Origin of the sequence: Neptunicoccus sediminis (genome assembly GCF_001719615.1) — a bacterium.
GTDB classification, from domain to species: domain Bacteria; phylum Pseudomonadota; class Alphaproteobacteria; order Rhodobacterales; family Rhodobacteraceae; genus Amylibacter; species Amylibacter sediminis.
On the sequence record NZ_MDVX01000012.1, the window covers coordinates 158,835 to 179,807 of the forward strand.

Consider the following 20,973-nt stretch of genomic DNA (forward strand, 5'->3'; position numbering starts at 1 on the left):
CCCATATTCTTTACAGGGTCGCCGCTTTCGGGGCTCTGATAAAGTCGCTTAACCGTAAAGGGCTTACTGTATGACAAAGATATCTTTTGCCTCGCATCCGTTTTTGCTCGGGTTTGAACAGCTTGATAGGCTGGTTGAACGCACAGCAAAGTCGGGGAACGAAGGCTACCCCCCGTATAATATTGAACAAAGTGCCGATGATTCCTATCGCATTACTTTGGCGGTTGCCGGTTTTCGCGATGAAGATCTGGCGATCACGCTGGAAAATGCACAATTGGTCATTCGCGGGCGGCAGGTGGACGACAGCGATGGTCGCGTGTTCCTGCATCGGGGCATTGCCGCACGCCAGTTCCAGCGCTCTTTCGTGCTGGCCGAAGGCGTAGAGGTGGCTGGCGCATCAATGGAAAACGGGTTGCTGCACGTGGATTTGCGCCGCTCGGTTCCTGAAACGGTGGTTCAGACCATCGAAATCAATAACAAGTAGGAGGCACGATTATGGACGTTAAGTTTAATTTTCCCTTCAAATTCGATGACCGTACAGTTTATGTGCGGCCGGTTGAGTTTTCGGATCTGCCCGAGGATCTGCGCGAGCAGTTGAACGGGGACGAGCATATTTATGCCATCCATTCCGAAAGCGGAGAGCGACTGGCGCTGGCCAAAGACCGCGAAATCGCTTTTGCACTGGCCCGAACCAACGAGTTCGAACCCGTAAGTGTTCATTAAAGGGAAACGCTTGAAAAAGTGTTAATGTGACGGTCAAAGCGGGAAGGCTCCCGCTTTGGTCACTCTGATCTGACGCGCAGGGCGCGGGCCTGCACGGATCTTGTGCGGAAAGGCCGGGTCGGGGCGCCAAAATACTGGCTTTCTGAGCGTCCTTCAATGCTTCGGGCACTGTCAGGTTGCAGCGGTGCCGGTTTCGGGATGCCTGTCAGGAAACGCTTAGCCTGTGCCGCGAAGCGGGCCAGCCGCTCAGTCCATGTCTGATCTGTCTCAGGCTCTTGTTCCGGTGACGGAAATTCCTTGCGCACAGGGGGAAATGCAGGGCGGGGCTTTGCCTGATCGCGTGCAGACGCGTCGGTTTGGCCGGATGGAACTGGCATACTCTTTACTCCGATATTCACAACAAGGGGCGCTGCAAGCCCCTGAACTGTCCCAAGGTTACGGGCCGATTGTGTCGAAATTTTGGATAACTCGGTCTGGATTTAAGGAATTGCAGGTCACATGCCCGAAATGAAAAACCCGGCGCGATGGCCGGGTTTTTGCAGGTGTCTAAGGATCGCAGATCAGGCGGCGATCAGCCCCATGCTTTCGAGCTTCAGCAGAACCTGATGGGCGCAGTTGTCCACATCTGTGTTCTCTGTTTCGATCCGCAGCTCGGGGTTTTCCGGAACGTCATAGGGGTCTGAAATCCCTGTAAATTCCTTGATCTTTCCTTCGCGGGCCAGCTTGTACAGACCTTTGCGGTCACGGCGCTCGCATTCCTCGATAGAGGTGGCAACATGCACTTCGAGGAAGGCACCGAACTGTTCGATTTCCTCGCGAACCGCACGGCGGGTTGAGGCATAGGGCGCGATCGGCGCACAGATAGCGATACCACCGTTCTTAGTGATTTCGGAGGCCACGTAACCGATGCGGCGGATGTTGAGATCGCGGTGCTCTTTAGAGAAGCCCAGTTCCGAAGACAGGTTCTTGCGCACCAGATCGCCATCCAGCAGGGTTGTCGGACGACCACCCATTTCCATCAGTTTCACCATCAAAGCGTTGGCGATAGTGGATTTGCCGGAACCGGAGAAGCCGGTGAAGAACACGGTAAAGCCTTGCTGTGCCCGTGGTGGGCGTGTCCGGCGCAGCTCTTCCACCACAGCAGGGAAAGAGAACCACTCGGGGATTTCCAGACCTTCGGACAGACGGCGACGCAATTCTGTGCCGGAGATGTTCAGGATTGTCACGTCATCCTTATCCGCGATTTCATCCGCAGGTTCGTATTGTGCGCGGTCCTGCACGTAAACCATGTGTTTGAAATCGACCATTTTGATGCCCATTTCTTCTTCATGGGTGCGGAAAAGGTCTTGTGCATCATAAGGACCGTAGAAATCCTCGCCCTGACTGTTGTTGCCGGGGCCTGCGTGGTCGCGGCCAACGATAAAGTGGGTGCAGCCGTGGTTTTTGCGGATAAGGCCATGCCAGACAGCCTCACGCGGGCCAGCCATGCGCATGGCAAGGTTCAGCAGCGACATGGAGGTTGTGGAGGCAGGGTATTGGTCCAGTACAGCTTCGTAGCAGCGCACGCGGGTGAAGTGGTCAATATCGCCCGGTTTTGTCAGGCCGACAACCGGATGGATCAGCAGGTTGGCCTGTGCTTCTTTTGCGGCGCGGAAGGTCAGTTCCTGATGGGCGCGGTGCAGCGGGTTACGTGTTTGGAACGCAACCACTTTGCGCCAGCCCATTTTGCGGAAATAGGCCCGCAATTCGTTCGGGGTGTTGCGACGGGCGCGGAAGTCATAGTGCATCGGTTGCTGGATGCCGATGATCGGGCCGCCAAGGTAGAATTCACCGGCAGTGTTGTGCAGGTAGTTCACGGCAGGGTGGGCCAGATCGTCCGCACCAAAGACTTTTTCAGCTTCGCGGGCTTTGTCCGGTGCCCAGTTGTCTGTCACAGACATCACCGCCAGAATCACGCCTTCGGGGTCGCGCAGCGCGATGTCCTGACCGATTTCAACGGATTCAGCGAAGGACTTTGGCACGTCCAGTGTGATCGGCATTGGCCAGAGAGAACCGTCCGCCAGACGCATGTTTTCAACAACGCCCTCGTAATCTTCTTGCGACAGGAAACCCTTCAGCGGGTTGAAGCCGCCGTTCATCAGCAGTTCCAGATCGCAAACCTGACGGGCTGTCAGATCCCAAGACGGCAGTTGCGCCGCTTCGAATTTCATCTTTTCGGCACTGTCGTGAGAGACGTAAAGCTCCGAAATAGGGGCGAGATTGTTTTCCATCATTATAGTCCTGTGTTTAAGTGGAACCAGATTGGAGGTGGTTCCGGTCAATTCAGCATGCAGCGCGTCATATTCCGCGAATTTACGTGCCAGAAATCTGTCGGTGAGCCGGATTTTCTCCGCCTCGCCCCGTGAGGTAAGCGTATAGGTGAACCGCTGGCGTTTATCCGGACCGTTGCGGTCGCTGATCCTGACCAGCCGTGCATCGGTCGCAGATTTCAAAAGTGCGTTAAGGCGACCCAAGGACACCCCGATCCCAGCGGCAAGCGCGCGCTGCGAGACGTCGGAAGCACGATCAACCTGCCGGAGAAGCCGGAAGAGCTGATCTTCTTCATCACTATTGGGTTTTGCGCTTTGCAATTTCCGTACCTGCGAATCAAAGTATGTTCACGCGTGAACGCATCGCATAAATGGCGTTGCAGACAAAGTGTTTTTTGCAAGTGCGGGTGGATTAAGCGAAATGTGTCTCAGGTGTCACAGGGGAAACGGATGAGTTAAAAAAGCCCCGACGGTGCGCGTCAGGGCTTATCATTCACGAGTTTTAGGCGGCTTTATTCGCTCTCTGCCAGAAAGCGTTCCGCCTCAAGTGCTGCCATACAGCCCATTCCCGCGCTGGTCACAGCCTGACGGTACTGGTGGTCGGTCAGATCGCCTGCCGCGAAAACGCCCGGAATAGATGTTGCAGTGCTGTCCGGCTTGGTTTTCACATAACCGCCCATATGGGTTTCCAACTGATCCACCACCAACTCGCTGGCGGGGGCGTGGCCGATGGCGACAAAGACACCTTTACAGGGGATCTCGGTGATCTCTCCGGTTTTGGTGTGTTTGACCTTCACCGCTTCAACGCCAAGAGGGTCTTCAGTACCGATGACTTCTTCCAACTCGTGGAACCAGAGGGGTTCGATCTTGGGGTTCTTTTCCAGACGGTCGATCAGGATTTTCTCTGCCCGCAATTCATCGCGGCGGTGGATCAGGGTGACTTTGCTGGCAAAATTGGTCAGGAACAGGGCTTCTTCCACAGCGGTGTTGCCGCCACCGATGACGACGATTTCCTGTCCGCGGTAGAAGAAACCGTCACAGGTGGCGCAGGCCGAAACGCCAAAGCCCTTGAATTTGTCTTCGGTCGGCAGGCCAAGCCATTTGGCCCGCGCACCCGTGGCAAGAATAACTGCATCCGCTGTATAGGTCGTGCCGCTGTCGCCTTTCGCTGTGAAAGGGCGTTTGGACAGGTCCAGATCGGTGATGATGTCGCCCACGATTTCACAGCCCATTGCCTTGGCGTGGGCTTCCATGCGGATCATTAGATCGGGGCCCTGCACTTCGGTGTCACCGGGCCAGTTTTCCACTTCTGTGGTGGTGGTCAATTGTCCGCCCGGCTCTATGCCTTGCACCAGCAGCGGTTCAACCATAGCGCGGGCACCGTAGACACCGGCGGTATATCCGGCAGGGCCGGAGCCGATGATCAACAGGCGGGTGTGGCGGGTCTCTGACATGGGGAATCTCCGGTCGGTCTTTTGGGTTTTGCCTTATATAAGGACGCAAGGGACGAAGGGAAAGCAGAGGATTGTCACGCTGTTGCGATTGTCAAAAGACTGGGGTAGGTGGCAGCGGTGGAAATAATATTACGCAGCTGCGAAATATTATTGCGCAGCAGATGCGTTCTGCGTAATTTGCCGCGACGGCTGTGGAGATAAAATGCCTACGATTAAACTAGATCCCATTGATCGCAAAATTCTGGCAGAGTTGCAAAATGACGGACGCATGACAAATGTGGAGCTGGCCAAGCGGGTTGGCATTTCCGCGCCTCCCTGTCTGCGCCGTGTGCGCACGCTAGAAGAAAGCGGCTTTATCCGCGGGTATCACGCCGAAGTGGACGAGCGGGTTTTAGGGTTTGAGGTGAAGGTTTTCGCTATGGTCGGTCTGCATTCCCAGGCAGAGGTCGATCTAAGCGCCTTTGAAGCCCAGTGCCGCGAATGGCCGCTGGTGCGGGAGTGTCACATGCTGAATGGGGAAACCGATTTCATTTTGAAATGCGTGGCACCGGACCTGACGACATTCCAGACTTTTCTGACAAACCACCTGACCGCTGCTGAAAACGTGGCGAGTGTCAAAACCTCGTTAGTGATCCGTGGGGCAAAGGACGAACCGGGGGTGCCGTTCAGCATATTGGAAGCCCGCTCGGTTGACGACTAACACAGCATGACGACTAACGCAGCATCGCGCGTAATCTGATTAACTCCGGCTAAAAAAAAGCCCCTGCCATAAGGGCAGGGGGAGCTTTCAGGGGGACGTGCACCGTCGTCCTGAGGGAATACCGCCGCGGGTAAACCGCGTTTAGCTGGCTGCTTTCAGCTTTTCTTTCTGAGACATCTCTGCCGATTCTTTGAGAACCCATTTCATCCAGCGATTGTTCTTCTTCATCTGTCTTACTCCTAAAGAGTTATCGTTTCGTTAAGACAGTTCTACCCAAGGATTGCGCCGTAAACTGTTCCGGAAAAAGGTGGTTTTGTGAAGATTGCCAGCTTTGAAGTTAAGATTATGGCAAACTTTCGGTATCGTCTAAACCTCTGAGAACGTTTAATAATCACCCATGCCGCCGCGATTGTTCCGGATGAAATGTGACGAAATACGACCCCGTGCCGACACATTTTCCGTCCCGAATCTACAGGATGATTGCTGAAATCAACCGTCCGTAATCTGCTTCCTTGCGGTGGGTTGCGCGTCGGTAGGAAAAGAAGCGATTTTCGTCCAGATAGGTGCAATGCCCGATCCAGTGGGCCTCGGCCAATCCGGTTTCGCGCAACTGGTGCAGACAAAAGCCGGGCAGGTCAAAGAGATAGCGATCCCCGCTACCGTTGGTGAAAAAACGGGAGAAATCAGGATCTTCATCCATGAACTGTTCAAGAAACTCCTGACCGACCTCATAGCTGCGCTGGCTGATGCAGGGGCCGATGCTGGCCTTGATGTCATCCCGATTGGCGCCCAGTTGCACCATCGCCTCCACCGTGCCGGAGATCACCCCGCCAATGGCCCCTTTCCAGCCAGAGTGGGCCGCCCCGATTACCCCAGCCTTCGCGTCGGCAAAGAGGATTGGTGCGCAATCAGCCGCCAGAACGGACAGGCCAATGCCTTTGCAATTTGTCACCAACGCATCCGCCTCGGGACGCTCTGCTACGGTGTCGGGCGTAACCACATGGACTTTTTCAGAGTGGATCTGGTGAACCCCTGCCAGCATTTCATTCTCGGTGCCCATCGCCTTGGCGACCATCTTGCGGTTCAGGGTCACAACCTCGCGCTGGTCGCTAGAGCCGAGACCGCAGTTCAGCCCGCTGAAGATACCCGAAGAGGCACCGCCGCGACGGGTGAAAAAACCGTGGCGGACCGGAGCCAGCGTGTCAGACGTCAGAATTTCCAGTGTCATGCTTAAAACCCCGCCGGTGTTGTCCCGCCGTCGGGCAGGATTGCCATTACCTTGAATAACTCGCCCATTTCATCGGGATGCGTCAAGCGGTGATGGGCGGCGATATGCGTCTCCAGTTTTTCCCCTGCCAGCCGTCCGGCCAGCGCCTGCGCCCGCGCGGTGATACCCAACCGTTCCAGAAAAACCCCCTGCGGAATGGGGCCACAGACGTGCCTGTTGCGAAGAGCGTCTTTCAGTGCGGCAAAGTTAACATGGGCGGTCAGGTCCGCCTGACCGGGCGTGCTGAGGGGATCGACCTTTTGATGGGATCGCAGCGCCTGCAATGTATCCCCGCCGCCCGAACCGCCGTAATCACAGATCAGGGCGCAGCCGGACTGTTGCGCGATCACAGCCGCAATATCTTGCACGACGGCGTTCGCAGCGGGGCAAAGCTCCACAATAGTGCCGGCGGCTGCGTCTTTTGGCAGTTCGGTTTCTACCGCACCGGCAGGGCGACGACCAAAGACAAGCTGCCCGTTCTGCGCGGCAACAACCTGTTCGTCCCAGCCGCCTTCCGTGGCGATAAACTGGTTAATCGGTAGACAGTCGAGAAATTCGTTTGCGATCAGGAACAGGGGCAGGGCGGGCAAGTCCGTGGTTGATGCGATCCACTTGGGATCAAATTCACCCAGACGCGCCTTTTGTTGTGCTTTCAGATGCGGGTTCACCTCGCACAGGTGCAATCTTGCGGACTGATGAAACCCCGGAACGGATTTTGTCGCCCGCAGAATATCTTCCATCAACTGGCCCGATCCGGGGCCCAGTTCCGCCAGACAGAACGGATCGGGCGCCCCCTGATCCAGCCAGTTCTGCGCAAGGCACAGGCCGATCATCTCGCCGAACATCTGGCTGATTTCCGGTGCTGTGATGAAATCCCCGCCCCGTCCCAGCGGTTTGGCCTGCGTGTAATAGCCGTGATCGGGGTGGTAGAGACACTGGGTCATAAACTCCGAAACGCTCAGCGTGCCGAGCCGACCGATCTGGCGCAGCAGTATTTCCGTCAGGGCCGTCATTTGCGGCGCACGTAGATCAGCATGGCAATCCCGAAGGCGATCATCGGCAGCGAGAGAAGCTGTCCCATGGTCAGACCGAAACTGTCAGGGTTTTGCCCGAAGCGCAGCACATGGCCCCAAGGATTTGAGAAATCGGTAAACTGGGAATCGCCCTGACGGAAAAACTCCACCACAAAGCGCGACAGGCCATAGCCTGCAAAGAACAGCGCGGTCAGGGCGCCGGGCGTTTTCAGCCAGCCGCGCCGGTATGCGAGATACCCGAGCAGGGCAAATAGAATCACGCCTTCCAACAGGGCTTCATACAGTTGTGAGGGATGGCGGGCGCAGACGCTTTCGGTCCAGCCGACCGGACAGGCCGGTGTGTTTGGAAAAACCACGCCCCAAGGTGCCGTTGTCGGTCGGCCCCAAAGCTCGCCGTTGATAAAGTTGGCAACCCGCCCAAGCCCCAGACCGATTGGCACCCCGATGGCCAGAATATCCCCGAGCGAAAACACGGGAATAAAGTGTTTGCGGGCATAAAGCAGGGCTGCGACGACGACACCGGCAAAACCGCCGTGAAAGGACATGCCGCCCTCCCAGACCCGCAGGATCATGGCTGGATCGTCCAGATAGGCACCTTTGGAATAGAACAGCACATAGCCCAGACGCCCGCCCAAAATCACACCGATGATAGCCCACGTCAGGAAATCTTCGGTATGTTTGGGGGTCATGGGCGGGGTGTTCCCCATCCAGAGGTAATCGCGCCGCAGCGCACGGTTGGCCCAGCCCCACGCCAGCAGGAATCCGGCAATATAGGCCAGCGCATACCAGCGGATCGCCAGCGTAAAGCCCATGATGTCAAAAGAAATCAGAACCGGATCAATGTCGGGAAAGGGGAGAGCTGCTATCATCGGAATGCCTTTTTTCCGGCCGCATCACGGGGCGAAGGGTCGCGTTCCGCTTTTGGGGCTTTGCTTTTGCCTGTTTCGACCCCATATAACGATGAAACACAGCAATGATAAGGGGGCCGCGATGCAGACCCGTAACAAACTGTTTGAAGATCTCAGTCAGGTGATGACTAACGCGATGGGCGTGGCACAGGGTGCGCGCAACGAAGCGGAAACAGCGATGAAAAGCTGGATGGACCGCTGGCTGGCCGATCGCGATTTTGTGAGCCGTGAGGAATTCGACGCCGTGCGTCTGATGGCCCAGAAAGCCCGCGAAGAAAACGCGGCTCTGTCGGCCCGTCTTGATGCGCTGGAAGGCAAATCGGACAAAAAGCCTGCCGCCAAGAAATAAGGCGGCTGGGGGCGGATCGCACTGTCGCGTGCCTGTTCGGGCATGCGTTGGCGTCGATTGGCCCTCGACCTCTGGATAGGGGCGTGGTTTGAAGGATCAAGCGAAAGGCCTGATCTATGGACCTCTGGATACCCGTTACCATCGGCGCAGCGTTCAGCCAGAACCTGCGCTTTATGCTGCAAAAACATCTGAAAGCCACTGGGTTAAGCACAACTGGCGCGACCTTCGCGCGGTTTCTGTTTGCTGCGCCGCTCGCTGCGGCGCTGTTGTGGGCGCTGGTACAGGCCAACGGCTGGCATATCCCCGACATGCCGCCCCGTTTCTTCCTGTTCGCAGGGATTGGCGGTGTGGCGCAGATCATTGCGACCATGTGTGTGGTCGCCCTGTTTTCGCGCCGCAACTTTGCCGTGGGCATTACGTTCAAGAAAACCGAGACCATTCAAACTGCGCTGATCGGTGTAATCATACTGGGTGAGGGGATTTCCGGTTCTGGCCTGCTGGCCATTGTTATCGGTCTGGTCGGGGTGATCCTGCTGTCCGACCCGCCGCAGAATGCGGGCAGCGGTGGCTGGAGGCGCTATTTCAACGGGGCGGCGGGGCTCGGGCTGGCCTCCGGTGCGCTGTTTGGCGTGTCCGCAATCGGGTATCGCGGGGCATCCCTGTCCTTGGGGGAGGCACACTTTCTATTACGCTCGGTCTTTACCTTGATGTGTGTGACAACCTTTCAGACTGTTATCATGGCTTTGTGGCTGGCCATGCGCGATCGCGGCGAAATCGCCAAAGTCCTGCGCCACTGGCGGATTACGGCTTTGGTGGGACTGTCCGGAATGATCGGTTCGCTCGGCTGGTTTACGGCCTTTACCTTGCAGAATGCGGCCTATGTAAAGGCGCTGGGGCAGGTGGAGCTGCTCTTTTCCTTCATGGCCTCAGCACTGTTTTTCAAAGAGAAAACCACTGCAAGGGAACTGGCAGGGATCGGCTTTGTGGTACTGTCAATTCTGGTGCTTGTGCTGTTTTTATGAAGCTTTAGCGGGTCAGATCATTCCTGCGGCGCGCAATTCGGGGCGGTAGCTGCGCGAAACCGGCACGTCAGCACCATCGGACATCCGCAACCAGACCTTGCGATCCCGTTTGATCACGCCCGTCACTTCAGCGAAATTCACCCAGTGGGAGCGATGTACTTGCGACCCGTCAAAGCTCTCAAGCATCTGGGTCGCATCTGACAGGCGCATCAACAACAGTTTCGGCCCTTTTTCGGTGTGCACCTCGACATAGTGGTCGGCACTTTGCATCCGCACCAGTTTGCTGCCCGCATCCGGCCCGAGCTTGCGCAGGATCATCCGTGCCGCCTGTGTGCTGCCGCCGTGGGTAAACTGCTCGCGCACGATATTACTGCCGCGAATAATGAAGAAAAACACGGGCATCAAAAAGATTCCCACCATCATATTCAGCAGATACCAGCGCAAGTCTGCACGGGAGAGGGCGCTGCCCGACACATCCACCGCAATCAGCGCGAGCCCGAGGCTCAGCGCGCCGGCCACCACACAGATCAGCGAAAGCGCTGCGATGCGCTTTACCACCGGGCTGTCAGGGTAAATCCGCGTCAGCGTAAGAAATCCCAAGCGATACAGAGGGTAGACAATCAGGATACACATCAGGATTACGGCTATATTCTTCAACGACACCGGCGATTGCGAAGACAGCATCGGCGGCAGGGCGTTCAAAACGATGAGAACCGTGTAAAGGCAACTCGCCAGCCACATTACAGCCGGCAGCGCGTGCAGCACATTTCTGTCCCGACCGGAGAAAATGATGTGAATATTCATGGGTTGGCCCGTTTTGCAGGGATTTTCGTGGTTTACCCCATGATGAAAGAGGAATCAGGCGGAAATGTGTCAGCTGCGGGGCGGTGCTGTGGCCAGTCTATGGCTGACGTTAGACGCTGCGTGAATGGTACAGGTCGAAACAAGGGGGTGCATTTCACGAAGCGCCAATTTGAATTTTCAAAACCACTGTGCATTTGGCGAAGAATATGTGTCGTTTCGCGAATACAGGCTGGAAAACAAGGGTTTTTGAAGCGATAAACATTCTCGACTTCAGGGCGCAAGCTGCCCACCTCCAGGTCAGTCAGGTGCACCGCACCGGTTGTGATGATCAGGCCCCGTTTCACTGACAGCGGCCACATGACCACAACGCGCATCGCTAAGGCAGCACGCTCGTCCCGTGCTTCTTCTGCGATACTGACGAAAAAAAACGCTCCCGGACATTGCCTCCCGGGAGCGTTTTTTTTATGTCCGGTGATCGCCGGTTGAGATGCGCCGTCCAGCCTCCCCCCCAAGCGAGTGTTCGGACCGCCTGCAGGCCAAAGAAAAGGCCCGCGCGGCGGATACCGTGCGGGCCTGCAGGATTGGTTGTGGGGGCGGTTCAGGCGGCTCTGTGACGGTCGTAGTAAAGCGCCTGAACATGCTCTGCCTCTGCAAAGAACAACCAGCGGGCGGCAAAGACCCCGACCAGATGCAACAGCACGGCGACAAGGGCGCTGAGATGCCCCGGGGCGGTCAGTAGCAGCAAAAGGCAGGGCAGGACGCCAAGGCACAGCAGGGCAATCACACGAAGCTTGAAGGCGTGCTTGCGACCGACTTCATGGGCCATTTCCCGCAGCAGATAGTTTGTGCCGCTGTGGGGGCTTTCCAGCAGGCGAACCTTCCCCAGATGCCCGAGACCCGTGGCCGCCTCGATCGTGCCTCCGGCCGCCGCCAGACGCCCGTCACCGATGGTCCAGTGGGCGTATTGCAGGATCATAAGCAGCACCATGAGACCAGCCGCCAGATAGACCTGACCGGACAACAGCGCACCGCCGGTCAGCGCATAGGCCAGAAACAGGACCGGCGTCAGCGGCTGGTTCCAGCGGGGTACAGTCTTTAACTGTCCGTAAATCATTGAGGTGCAATATACAGAGATCAGGCTGAGAATCGAACCGATGATCCCCACAACTGGCAGACGGAGGTCCAGAAAAATCAGACAGGCGGCATAGATGCCCATGACGCATAACGACAGGACGGCGAACACGCCCTCACGGGACAACCAGCTGCTGCGCCACTGGGTGAATGCCTTTAGTGCGCGTTGCGGATTGCCAAGGTGGAAGGTGGATGCGACCAGCCCCCCAACGGCCAGCGCATAAGCGATGAAGAAGAAAATGAAGGCTGTCATGCCGGTGACATCGGGGACGTTTACCCCCAAAAAGGCCAGCAGACCAAAGCCGAGCCCCGACAGGGCGGTAAAAACGATGACAGAGGGTGCGGGATGCATCAGATGGCCTCCAGTGCTTTGTCGAGCCAGCCCAGAAGACCCTTGGCTGATGTAGATGATGTGCCGGACGCGGTTTTGCCGTTGCCCGAGGTGTCCAGAAACGGGGCGAGGATGTCTATATCACCGTCCGTTTGGATGTCCGCCTTCGGACGGGGTGGCAGATAACGGTTTACCGGCTTGGTGCCCTGTTCGGGGAACAAGGGAACTGCGCCCCGTTCCGCAGACATGCGGGACACATTGCTGTCGGGGTCCGCAAAATCCCCGAAGTGACGGGCGTTTGCAGGACAAGTGCGCACGCAGGCGGGTTCCCGGTCAATTTCGGGCAGGTTTTCGTTGTAGATACGGTCCACACAAAGGGTGCATTTCTTCATCACACCTTCGGCCGCATCCAGTTCCCGTGCGCCGTAAGGACAGGCCCAGGCGCAGAGGCCGCAGCCGATACAATCGGATTCGTTTACCAGAACGATCCCATCGTCCACGCGCTTGTAGCTCGCCCCTGTTGGACACACGGTAACACAGGGCGCATCATCGCAGTGCAGGCAGGATTTGGGGAAGTGGACGGTCTGGGCCGGTTTGTCAGCGGCTTTCACCTCAAACGTATGAATGCGGTTCAGGAAAGTGCCAACAGGTTCCGCGCCATATGCGTCCTGATCCGACAGAGGTGCGCCATAGTTGGAGGTGTTCCATTCCTTGCAATTGATCACACAGGCATGGCACCCGACGCAAATGTCCAGATCAATGGCAAGGCCCAGTTTCTTATGGGTGGATTGGGGGAGGATGGTCATTGTGAAACTCCAAGGGCGTTTGCTGCAAAGGCGGCAATCTCGTCGTTGAAACGGGCCGGATGTTCGGCAAAGGGTGCATGTCCGGTTTCGGGATATAGCGACAGGGTGCTATCGGGCAGGGCTTCCGCCGCGGCTTTGCCCACGGAAGGCAAAACAATGTCGTCCGCCTCGCCGTGGATCACCAATGCGGGTTTGGTAAACGCCTGCCAGCTTGGTCGGCAATCCCAATCACCTGCAAACAGGGCGCGGCGCACCAGCGCGGGCACCAGCATATTGGCCGCAACGAGTGTCGCGTAGCTGGCCCTGTCGAGCGGTTTATAGGTACATTGTTCGACAAATTTTACAGTCGCGGGGATCAGACGGTTCTGATCGGACGTGTAAAGATCTCGGTTCAACGCAGGGCTGCCTTCCCCCATCATCCACGGCTCACGGTGTTTGCCGATGGCAATGATACCGCCCACAAGGACAATCCCGCCGATGGCATCCTGACCGTGCGTGGCAAGATAGGAAGAAATCACCCGTGCGCCGTAGGACCAGCCGATCAGGACCGGATTTTTCAGGCCAAGCTCGGTGATCACGGCATAGATGTCGTTGGCCCAGAGCGTTTCATCGGTGTAATCTTCCACCTCCGAAGGCGTAACCGAACCGCCATGCCCGCGCAGATCAAACGCGACGACGCGGAATTTTTCGGCCAGCGGCGCTTGGGCCTTCCAGCAGATGTTATGCTGCGCCCAACCATGGATAAACAACAGGGTCGGTGCGTCTTCGGGGCCCTGATCCGTGACGTGGATCTTGCAGCCGCCCCCGCCGGAAACGTGGTGGGTGCGCATCAGAAGTCTTCCCCGTAACGGATGTTCTTTGGTCCTTGTCCCACGGGGGATTTTTGCGGCGCAATGGCCGGTTCGGATTGCAGGTTGTCCGGTGTTGGCGCCTTGCGGATGTTCACCCGCAAGTCGTACCACGCGGCCTGACCCGTGACCGGATCAGAGTTGGACCAGCGCAATCCGTCCCCTTTTTGGGGTAGAAGTTCGTGGATCAAGTGGTTCAGAAGAAAGCCTTTTTTCGTTTCCGGCGCATCCTCGTCCAACGCCCAGGCACCCTTGCGCTTGCCAATGGCGTTCCACGTCCAGACGGTTTTCGGGTTCAGCGCGTCCATGCGGACCACTGGCACCTGAATTTCCCCGTGATGAGATTTCAAATAGGCCCAGTCACCTTCTTCAAACCCGTGCTGTTCCCAGATTTCGCCGGAGATATACAGTGGATTATGGCCGTGGATCTGACGCAGCCAGGCGTTTTGCGATCCCCAGGAATGGTACATGGCCGCCGGACGCTGGGTCAGCGCGTGGATGGGGTATTCCTCTCCGTCCACAAGGGCTTCTTCAAAGGGTTGCCACCATGTAGGCAGCGGGTCCATCGCCATTTTCAGCTGGTCGCGCAGGTGATCGGGCGGCTGCAATTCGCCTTTGCCCTCGGCTGCCAGCCGGAATTTCTGCATCTGCTCGACATAGATGTTGAATGTATAAGGGGAGGGCGCATCAAAGATGCCGCGCTCCACTGCCCAGTCCTGATAGGCCTTGTTCCACGGCTTGTAGAACAACGCCTCTTCGGGGATGTGGTCCATGTAAAAGCCGCCGTTCTCAATGTAGCGGTCGATCTGATTGGGGTTTGGCGCACCCCGACCGGAGCCAGTTTCATCCTCGTCCCGCCACCCGGCCAGAGGTCCGACACCGGGGCGGCGTTCGTGGTTCACGATGTAATCGGCGTAATCCTGATATTTGGCGCTGCCGTCCTCATTGGTGAAACCGGGCAGTTTCATCTTGGCACCAAGCTGGATCAGGGCGGATTGAAAGCCGCGCACATCGCGGTCCGGTTCCACCACCGGCCAGCGGATGCTGTCACACATGGCCTCGGCCTCGGAAATCGGGCGGTCCAGCAGAGAAATACAATCGTGCCGTTCTAGATAGGTGGTATCGGGCAGGATCAGGTCTGAAAAGGCAACCATTTCAGAGGAGTAGCTGTCGGAATAGATAATGCGCGGGATGACATATTCGCCGTCCTCGGTCTTGTCCGTCAACATATCCATCACGCCGCGAGAATTCATCGAGGAATTCCACGACATATTCGCCATATACATGAACAACGTGTCGATCTTGTAGGGATCACCGGCATGGGCGTTGGAAATCACCATATGCATCATGCCGTGGGCGGACATGGGGTTTTCCCACGTAAACGCCTTGTCAATCCGCGCAGGTGTGCCATTTGCCTTAATCGCAAGGTCTTCGGGGCCTTGCGGAAAGCCCAGATGCGGCCCGTTCAGCGGGCTGTTGGCAACGGGTTTCGCGTGGGGGCGCGGATGGCCTGTGACGGGTTTGGGGTAGGGCGGCTTAAAGCGGAAACCGCCCGGAACCTCGACGCTGCCCAGCAGGATTTGCAGCAGGTGCAGTGCACGACAGGTCTGGAACCCGTTGGAATGGGCCGAAATCCCGCGCATGGCGTGGAAGGCGACAGGGCGGCCGATCATCTTGTCATGTTTTTCGCCGCGGAAATCGGTCCACGGCTGGTTGATGACGATTTCTTCCTCAAAGGCGGTGCGGGCCAGTTCAGCGGCCAGACGCCGAATGGTTTCGGGTTTGACGCCTGTACGCTCTGCCACGTTTTCCGGCGCGTAATCATCCACCAGATATTTCTCTGCCATCAGCTGGAAGGCGGGGCGGTAAAGCGTACCTTTGTGGGTGTAATCCGTGGCCAGTTCAGGTTTGACGCCTTGCTGGTCAAAGGGCAACGGTTCGCCGGTTGCACGGTCCAGCACCTGCGGTTTGCCGTCGTTATCATAAAGAAACAGCCCGTGGTCGTCGGAAGCGGGGTCGCAATTCACCAGATAGGGCGCGTTGGTGTAGCGGACCAGATAGTCCAGATCCACCTTGCCCGCGGCAAGCAACTCGCGGATCAGGGACAGGATGAACAACCCGTCCGTGCCCGGTGTGATGCCAACCCATTCATCCGCAATCGCGTTATAGCCGGAGCGCACGGGGTTCACGCCAACAATTTTGGCGCCCCGTTCCTTTAGGCGGGAGAGGCCCAGTTTGATCGGGTTGGAATCGTGATCCTCGGCCACGCCAAAGATCATGAACATCTTGGCCCGTTCCCAATCGGGCTGGCCAAATTCCCAAAAGGCGCCGCCCATCGTGTAGATTCCGGCAGCCGCCATATTAACCGAGCAGAACCCGCCGTGGGCGGCGTAATTCGGGGTGCCGAACTGTTGCGCCCAAAAAGACGTAAGAGACTGGGACTGGTCCCGTCCCGTGAAGAACGCCAGCTTCTCGGGATGTTTTTCCCGCAGCGGAGTCATCCAGTCCGATGCAATTTGAAAGGCTTCGTCCCAGCTGATTTCCTCAAATTCGCCCGACCCGCGCGGGCCGACCCGTTTCATCGGCGCTTTAAGGCGCGCGGGGGAGTAATGCTGCATGATCCCCGCAGAGCCTTTGGCGCAAAGCACCCCACGGTTGATCGGGTGGTCGCGGTTGCCCTCTATGTATTTCACCTTGCCGTCCTGCATATGCACATTGATGCCGCAACGGCAGGCGCACATGTAGCAGGTGGTTTTGCGGATTTCGTCAGAAACCTTGGGGGAGGTATCCAGATCGGGTTGGATGTGTTTGTTCATGTTGTTCTCCGTTCCAAGTGTTATCCGGACTATTGTCCCGAAATTCCACCGGTTATTTGGAATAATGTTTCGTCACGCACGGGTCAGGATCGCAGCCAGCGCAGCAGAGGCCAGTCGTGCGGCAGGGGGATCGGCGCGGGAGGTGAGCAGAACAGGGACTTTCGCCCCCATAACCACACCCGCAGCGCAACCGCCTGACAGGTAGACCAGTGATTTGAAAATGGCATTGCCCGAGACAATATCCGGCACCACAAGGCAATCCGCCTGACCCGCCACAGGGTCATCCTGCAACCCTTTGATTTTAGCGGCTTCCAGCGACAGCACGAGATCGAGCGCCAGTGGACCGGAAAAATCCGCATCCGCGATTTCGCCCTTGGCCCAGTCGCAAAGCTCTGCCGCTTCCATTGAAGACGGCACAGAGGGAATGGCGCTTTCGGTGGCGGAGAGGAAGGCCACTTTGGGTCGCGCAATACCCCGCGCCCGTGCCAGTTTGACCACCGCCTGCACCGCGGACTGGCGGGTTTTAAGGTCCGGTGTCACATTCACAGCGGCATCCGAGATCAGCAGCGGCGTGTCATGGCCGGGCGGGGTGATGTGAAACACATGCACGAGACGCTCTGTGGTGCGCAAACCGCTATCCCGCGCCAGAACGCCCTTCATGAACTGGTCGGTGTGCAGGTGCCCCTTCATCAGTACATCCGCCTGATCCGCACCGCAGAGCGCGGCGGCAACTGACGCGGCCTCGGCCTCTCCGGTGGTGTTGTGCAGGTCAAAGCCATAGATGTCCCAGCCCAGCGTTTCAGCCTCGGCGTGAATGGCGTCAGCCTCCCCGACGAAAACCGGCGTCATGATCCCGGCTTGGGACGCCTCTTTCGCGGCCTGCATGGGCAGGGACGCACCGGCGCGCGCAATGGCCACACGGGGCGGCGTGCCTTTGGCGGCTTGTGCGATCAGGGTCGGGGGGCAATCGGGCGCTGTGCTGGACAGAAATGCAGAAGGTTTGCGGGTCATCGGAATCCTCGGGGCTTGGGGTAACTATATCAGTTATAAACGGAAAATTGCTTAGGGCCAGATGTTCGCGCGGATAGGGCCAAAATGCGAAAGGCCCCGATTTTCGGGGCCTTTGCGAAAGTTTCGTAGCGGGAAGGCGGGTTAACCGCGCCCTTTCCACGGCACCAGTTTGTTTTCCGCCATGCGCATCAGAACGTCGATGCCATAGCCGATCACGCCGATGATGATAATCCCGATGATCACAATATCCGTCAGTGAGAATTTTGACGCGGCGATGATCATTTTGCCGGCGCCTTTTTCGGCGGCAACCAGTTCGGCGGCCACAACCGTGCCCCAACAAACCCCCATCGCAACCCGTGCGCCGGTAAAGATTTCCGGCAGGGAGTTCGGCAGGATAACCTTGGTCAGCAACTGTCTGCGGGTCGCCCCGAGCGAGTAAGCCGCATGGACCTTGGAGATATTCACACCGGACACACCGGCACGGGCGGCAATGGTCATAATCCACAGCGCGGCGAGGAACAGCAGCGAGATTTTACCCTGCTCACCGATACCGAACCAAATAATAACCAGCGGGATCAGCGCAAGCGGTGGCACCGGACGCATGAACTCCACGATAGGATCGAACCAGCCCCGCAGCCATGAATTCAGCCCCATAGCAAAGCCGAGCGGGATACCGAACAGACAGCCAAGCGAGAAGCCGATCACGACCCGGATCAGGGACCAGAACACGTTCTCCCACAGGCCCACGCCCTGATACCCTTCCTTGTTCAGCGTGATGAAAGAGGACCAGACCTTTTCCGGTGGCGGCAGGTAAAGCGCCTCCATCGTCATGCCGGTTGCGGGACGCACAGACAGCGATCCTTGTTTGGTCATGTAGATTTCGCCCTTGCCAAAGGGAACAACGGCTTCCCGTGTGACAGGTGTGCCATTGATCTCAATGACTTCGTAACCGTCTTCCTTGCCGCCCTCATCATTGTTCTGCGCCTTAAGAACCTTGGTGCGGCGCTCTACGATCTGAACATAGTCGTTCTTGGCAAAACCATCCCCGAGCGGCATGGAATCCGGTTGCGCGGGGCGTTCTGCATCCGATCCGTAGACCTGCACAAAGACAGTCGCCGTATCTGTGGCCCCTTCCGCGTTGCGTGCGGTGTATTCAAACTGCGTCTCGCCCACAAAGGGGGGCGGCAGCACCGTCGGTATCAGCGAGGATCCGGTGGCAATGCACCACAGCAGAAAGATCGTCACGATCGCTGCGACAGAGGCGAATCTGTTTGCGGTGACGGCGCTTTCATCCCCGAAAGTCACGGTTTTCAGGCTGGTATAGCCCTTTGCCGCGCCACGTCCCCGCGAAAACAGCGCGTAAAGATAGGACAGACCCATACTGACCAGCAGAAACACTGCCATGATCACGGTAATCCCCACCACCATGCGCAGGGTTGTTACAATAACGTCCATTACTTCCTGTAGCATCAAGCTGACTCCGTCCGACCCATGATTTCTTCTTCCATGTCCCAGATCATGGACAGGATCTCATCCCGTTTCGGCCCGAAATCAGGATGGCGTTTGACCTCTCGCAGATCGGCGCCGACGCCCATTTCAGCAAAGGGCAGGTTGTATTCCTTGTGAACCCGACCCGGACGCGGCGCCATAACCAGCAGGCGTTCGCCCAGCAGCAGGGCTTCTTCGACGGAGTGTGTGATCAGGATGATGGTCTTGCCGGTCTTTTTCCAGATGTCCAGAACGAGGCTTTGCATTTTTTCCCGTGTCAGCGCGTCAAGCGCACCAAGGGGTTCATCCATAAGGATAATATCAGGGTCATTTGCAAGGCAACGGGCAAGGGCTACGCGCTGTTGCATGCCGCCGGACATTTCGTAGATCATCTTTTCGGCAAAATCCTGCAAGCCGACAATCCCGAGCAATTCGGTCACTTTGGCGTCGATCTCTGCTTGGGGGGTGCCTTTCATCTTTGGCCCGAAGCCGATGTTTTTGGCCACATTCATCCACTCGAACAAAGCGCCTTGCTGAAACACCATACCCCGCTCGCTATGGGGGCCGGTGATGGCGTGGCCATTCATGGCCATCGTGCCGGATGTCGGCGCCAGAAAGCCTGCAAGGATATTGAGGAGGGTGGTTTTGCCACAGCCCGAAGGCCCCAGCACAGAAAGAAGTTCGCCTTCGTTAATCTGTAAATTGATGTTCTTGAGCGCTTCGACATTGCCGCCGTTGGGCAATTCAAAGGTCATGGAGACATCGTCGATGACAAGACCTGTCATATAAATTCCATTCGTGAACAGAGGTGTGGGTAGCTGAACAGAACCGCGGCCGGATACACAGGCCGCAGTTCATTTTACCATCTATTTGATGAAACCGGAAATTATTCCATCATCATCTTTTTGGCAGCTTCAAGATAGCTGGTGTTCACAACAGCGGAGTAATCGCTCAGCGCGCTGATTTTGCCGCCTTCTTCCAGCTTGGCCGCAGAGTCTGTCAGGTATTCGGTTACAAAACCGCCCATCCACTCTTCGGAGAGTTGCTCTTCGATGGTCGGGAAGGCGAAGACGTCAATAACGGCTGTCGTGCCTTCCATGTCCATGCCGGCTTCTTTCTGGATCGCATCCATCATCGGCGCACGGTCAGCTGCGTACATTGCGTTCATTTCGGCTGTGATCGCAAGGAACTGGGCCAGAACATCGGGGTTTTCCTCGCCAAAGGCGGTGGGGATTGTGGTCAGGTCAAAGACTTTGCCCACAACTTTTTCCTTTTCCGCACCGGACAGGATGGTGTTGCCGTATTCCTTCATGGTGCGCAAGGAACCACCCCAACCACAGGCCATTGCCAAGTCCGTGTTCGGCTGGCTGAAGGCAGCGGCGGAATCAGACGGGGCCATGTCAACGATGGTCAGGTCGGATTCTGGGATGTTCAGATAGGCCATCTGCGCCAGAAAGCCGGAATGGGCCGCAGTGCCGAGCGGTACAGCAACTTTTTTGCCCTTCAGCTCTTCTGCGGCATTGTCTTTGGTGATCTCCAGCTCGGAGCGCACAACGCAGTTGTCATTTTCAGAGTAGGACACCGCAATATCAACTGCTTGCAGGTCCTGACCGGCGGCTGTTGCCACCAGAAACGGGGTTACGCCCTGTGAGAAAGAGATATGCACATCGCCCGACGCCATTGCTGCGGACATGGCTGTACCGGCATCAAATGCGACCCATTTGACCGGTATACCCATTTTTTCAGAGTAAATCTTGTTGTGCTGGGCGTATTGATTGGGTGTGGGCCATTCCAGAAAATAGGCAACAACCAGTTCGTCCAGTGCATAGGCGGCAGAACCCGTGGTCGCAGCCAGTGCCACAGCCATTGCAGTCAGTGTATTCGTAAATTTCATAGATAGTCTCCCTGAGTGGCAGAGCCTTCGTTGAGACCCCGCTCGGTTCGTTTAAGGCTCGGTCGCGTATCAGTGCAG

At 57.2% G+C, this 20,973-nt stretch carries 20 protein-coding genes; 5 read left to right on the top strand and 15 right to left on the bottom strand.

Annotation, left to right across the window (positions count from 1 at the left end):
• The first annotated feature begins 70 nt into the window (after positions 1-70).
• Together BFV97_RS13215 and BFV97_RS13220 are read left to right on the top strand one after the other, a co-directional pair.
• The gene (locus BFV97_RS13215; RefSeq protein WP_069300856.1) at positions 71-484 is read left to right on the top strand and encodes an Hsp20 family protein; all 414 of its coding nucleotides are present in this window, start codon (positions 71-73) and stop codon (positions 482-484) included.
• An 11-nt stretch (positions 485-495) separates the two neighbouring features.
• Positions 496-723 (top strand): DUF1150 family protein, encoded by a 228-nt coding sequence (locus BFV97_RS13220; protein WP_069300857.1) that lies wholly within the window; start codon positions 496-498, stop codon positions 721-723.
• Positions 724-782: 59 nt separating this feature from the next.
• On the opposite strand, the gene BFV97_RS13225 is transcribed toward BFV97_RS13220, so the two are convergent.
• From BFV97_RS13225 to trxB, 3 genes are all read right to left on the bottom strand, one after another.
• Complete coding sequence (locus tag BFV97_RS13225) at positions 783-1,100, bottom strand: hypothetical protein (protein WP_069300858.1); 318 nt, start codon at positions 1,098-1,100, stop codon at positions 783-785.
• A gap of 183 nt (positions 1,101-1,283) precedes the next feature.
• Positions 1,284-3,353 (bottom strand): bifunctional sulfate adenylyltransferase/adenylylsulfate kinase, encoded by a 2,070-nt coding sequence (locus BFV97_RS13230; protein WP_069300859.1) that lies wholly within the window; start codon positions 3,351-3,353, stop codon positions 1,284-1,286.
• Between the two features lie 191 nt (positions 3,354-3,544).
• Positions 3,545-4,486 (bottom strand): thioredoxin-disulfide reductase, encoded by a 942-nt coding sequence (gene trxB / locus BFV97_RS13235; protein WP_069300860.1) that lies wholly within the window; start codon positions 4,484-4,486, stop codon positions 3,545-3,547.
• A 202-nt stretch (positions 4,487-4,688) separates the two neighbouring features.
• Between trxB and BFV97_RS13240 the strand changes: the two genes are divergently transcribed.
• The gene (locus tag BFV97_RS13240) at positions 4,689-5,186 is read left to right on the top strand and encodes an Lrp/AsnC family transcriptional regulator (RefSeq protein ID WP_069300861.1); all 498 of its coding nucleotides are present in this window, start codon (positions 4,689-4,691) and stop codon (positions 5,184-5,186) included.
• Between the two features lie 469 nt (positions 5,187-5,655).
• Here the strand turns inward: BFV97_RS13240 and pgeF are convergent, their stop codons facing one another.
• The 3 genes from pgeF to lgt are packed head-to-tail and all read right to left on the bottom strand — an operon-like array spanning position 5,656 to position 8,356.
• A complete protein-coding gene (pgeF, locus tag BFV97_RS13245) occupies positions 5,656-6,414 on the bottom strand; it encodes a peptidoglycan editing factor PgeF (RefSeq protein WP_069300862.1) in 759 nt (252 codons plus the stop codon).
• 2 nt (positions 6,415-6,416) lie between these two features.
• The gene (locus BFV97_RS13250; RefSeq protein ID WP_069300863.1) at positions 6,417-7,466 is read right to left on the bottom strand and encodes a class I SAM-dependent methyltransferase; all 1,050 of its coding nucleotides are present in this window, start codon (positions 7,464-7,466) and stop codon (positions 6,417-6,419) included.
• Entirely contained in the window at positions 7,463-8,356 is an 894-nt protein-coding gene (lgt, locus tag BFV97_RS13255; RefSeq protein WP_069300864.1) for a prolipoprotein diacylglyceryl transferase, read from the bottom strand. The genes BFV97_RS13250 and lgt overlap by 4 nt, the downstream gene beginning before the upstream one ends.
• A 121-nt stretch (positions 8,357-8,477) precedes the next feature.
• Here lgt and BFV97_RS13260 point away from each other — a divergent pair, with 121 nt between their 5' ends.
• Together BFV97_RS13260 and BFV97_RS13265 are read left to right on the top strand one after the other, a co-directional pair.
• Positions 8,478-8,744, top strand: a complete 267-nt coding sequence (locus BFV97_RS13260) for an accessory factor UbiK family protein (protein WP_069300865.1) — start codon at positions 8,478-8,480, stop codon at positions 8,742-8,744.
• Positions 8,745-8,860: 116 nt separating this feature from the next.
• The gene (locus BFV97_RS13265) at positions 8,861-9,766 is read left to right on the top strand and encodes an EamA family transporter (protein WP_069300866.1); all 906 of its coding nucleotides are present in this window, start codon (positions 8,861-8,863) and stop codon (positions 9,764-9,766) included.
• Positions 9,767-9,778: 12 nt separating this feature from the next.
• Here BFV97_RS13265 and BFV97_RS13270 read toward each other — a convergent pair whose 3' ends face one another.
• The 9 genes from BFV97_RS13270 to BFV97_RS13315 form a co-directional block, all read right to left on the bottom strand.
• Positions 9,779-10,570, bottom strand: coding sequence for a LytTR family DNA-binding domain-containing protein (locus BFV97_RS13270; RefSeq protein WP_069300867.1), 792 nt, complete (start codon positions 10,568-10,570; stop codon positions 9,779-9,781).
• 598 nt (positions 10,571-11,168) lie between these two features.
• Positions 11,169-12,053, bottom strand: coding sequence for a dimethyl sulfoxide reductase anchor subunit family protein (locus tag BFV97_RS13280; protein WP_069300869.1), 885 nt, complete (start codon positions 12,051-12,053; stop codon positions 11,169-11,171).
• Positions 12,053-12,838 (bottom strand): 4Fe-4S dicluster domain-containing protein, encoded by a 786-nt coding sequence (locus tag BFV97_RS13285; protein WP_069300870.1) that lies wholly within the window; start codon positions 12,836-12,838, stop codon positions 12,053-12,055. Before BFV97_RS13285 ends, BFV97_RS13280 begins: the two co-directional genes overlap by 1 nt.
• A complete protein-coding gene (locus BFV97_RS13290) occupies positions 12,835-13,668 on the bottom strand; it encodes an alpha/beta fold hydrolase (RefSeq protein ID WP_069300871.1) in 834 nt (277 codons plus the stop codon). Before BFV97_RS13290 ends, BFV97_RS13285 begins: the two co-directional genes overlap by 4 nt.
• Positions 13,668-16,502, bottom strand: a complete 2,835-nt coding sequence (locus tag BFV97_RS13295; protein ID WP_069300872.1) for a molybdopterin oxidoreductase family protein — start codon at positions 16,500-16,502, stop codon at positions 13,668-13,670. The genes BFV97_RS13290 and BFV97_RS13295 overlap by 1 nt, the downstream gene beginning before the upstream one ends.
• Positions 16,503-16,574: 72 nt before the next feature.
• Positions 16,575-17,513, bottom strand: a complete 939-nt coding sequence (locus BFV97_RS13300) for a bifunctional enoyl-CoA hydratase/phosphate acetyltransferase (RefSeq protein WP_069300873.1) — start codon at positions 17,511-17,513, stop codon at positions 16,575-16,577.
• A 141-nt stretch (positions 17,514-17,654) separates the two neighbouring features.
• Complete coding sequence (locus tag BFV97_RS13305; protein ID WP_083225639.1) at positions 17,655-18,983, bottom strand: ABC transporter permease; 1,329 nt, start codon at positions 18,981-18,983, stop codon at positions 17,655-17,657.
• Complete coding sequence (locus BFV97_RS13310; RefSeq protein WP_069300874.1) at positions 18,983-19,786, bottom strand: taurine ABC transporter ATP-binding protein; 804 nt, start codon at positions 19,784-19,786, stop codon at positions 18,983-18,985. Before BFV97_RS13310 ends, BFV97_RS13305 begins: the two co-directional genes overlap by 1 nt.
• Before the next feature lie 101 nt (positions 19,787-19,887).
• A complete protein-coding gene (locus BFV97_RS13315; RefSeq protein WP_069300875.1) occupies positions 19,888-20,895 on the bottom strand; it encodes a taurine ABC transporter substrate-binding protein in 1,008 nt (335 codons plus the stop codon).
• Positions 20,896-20,973: the final 78 nt, after the last annotated feature.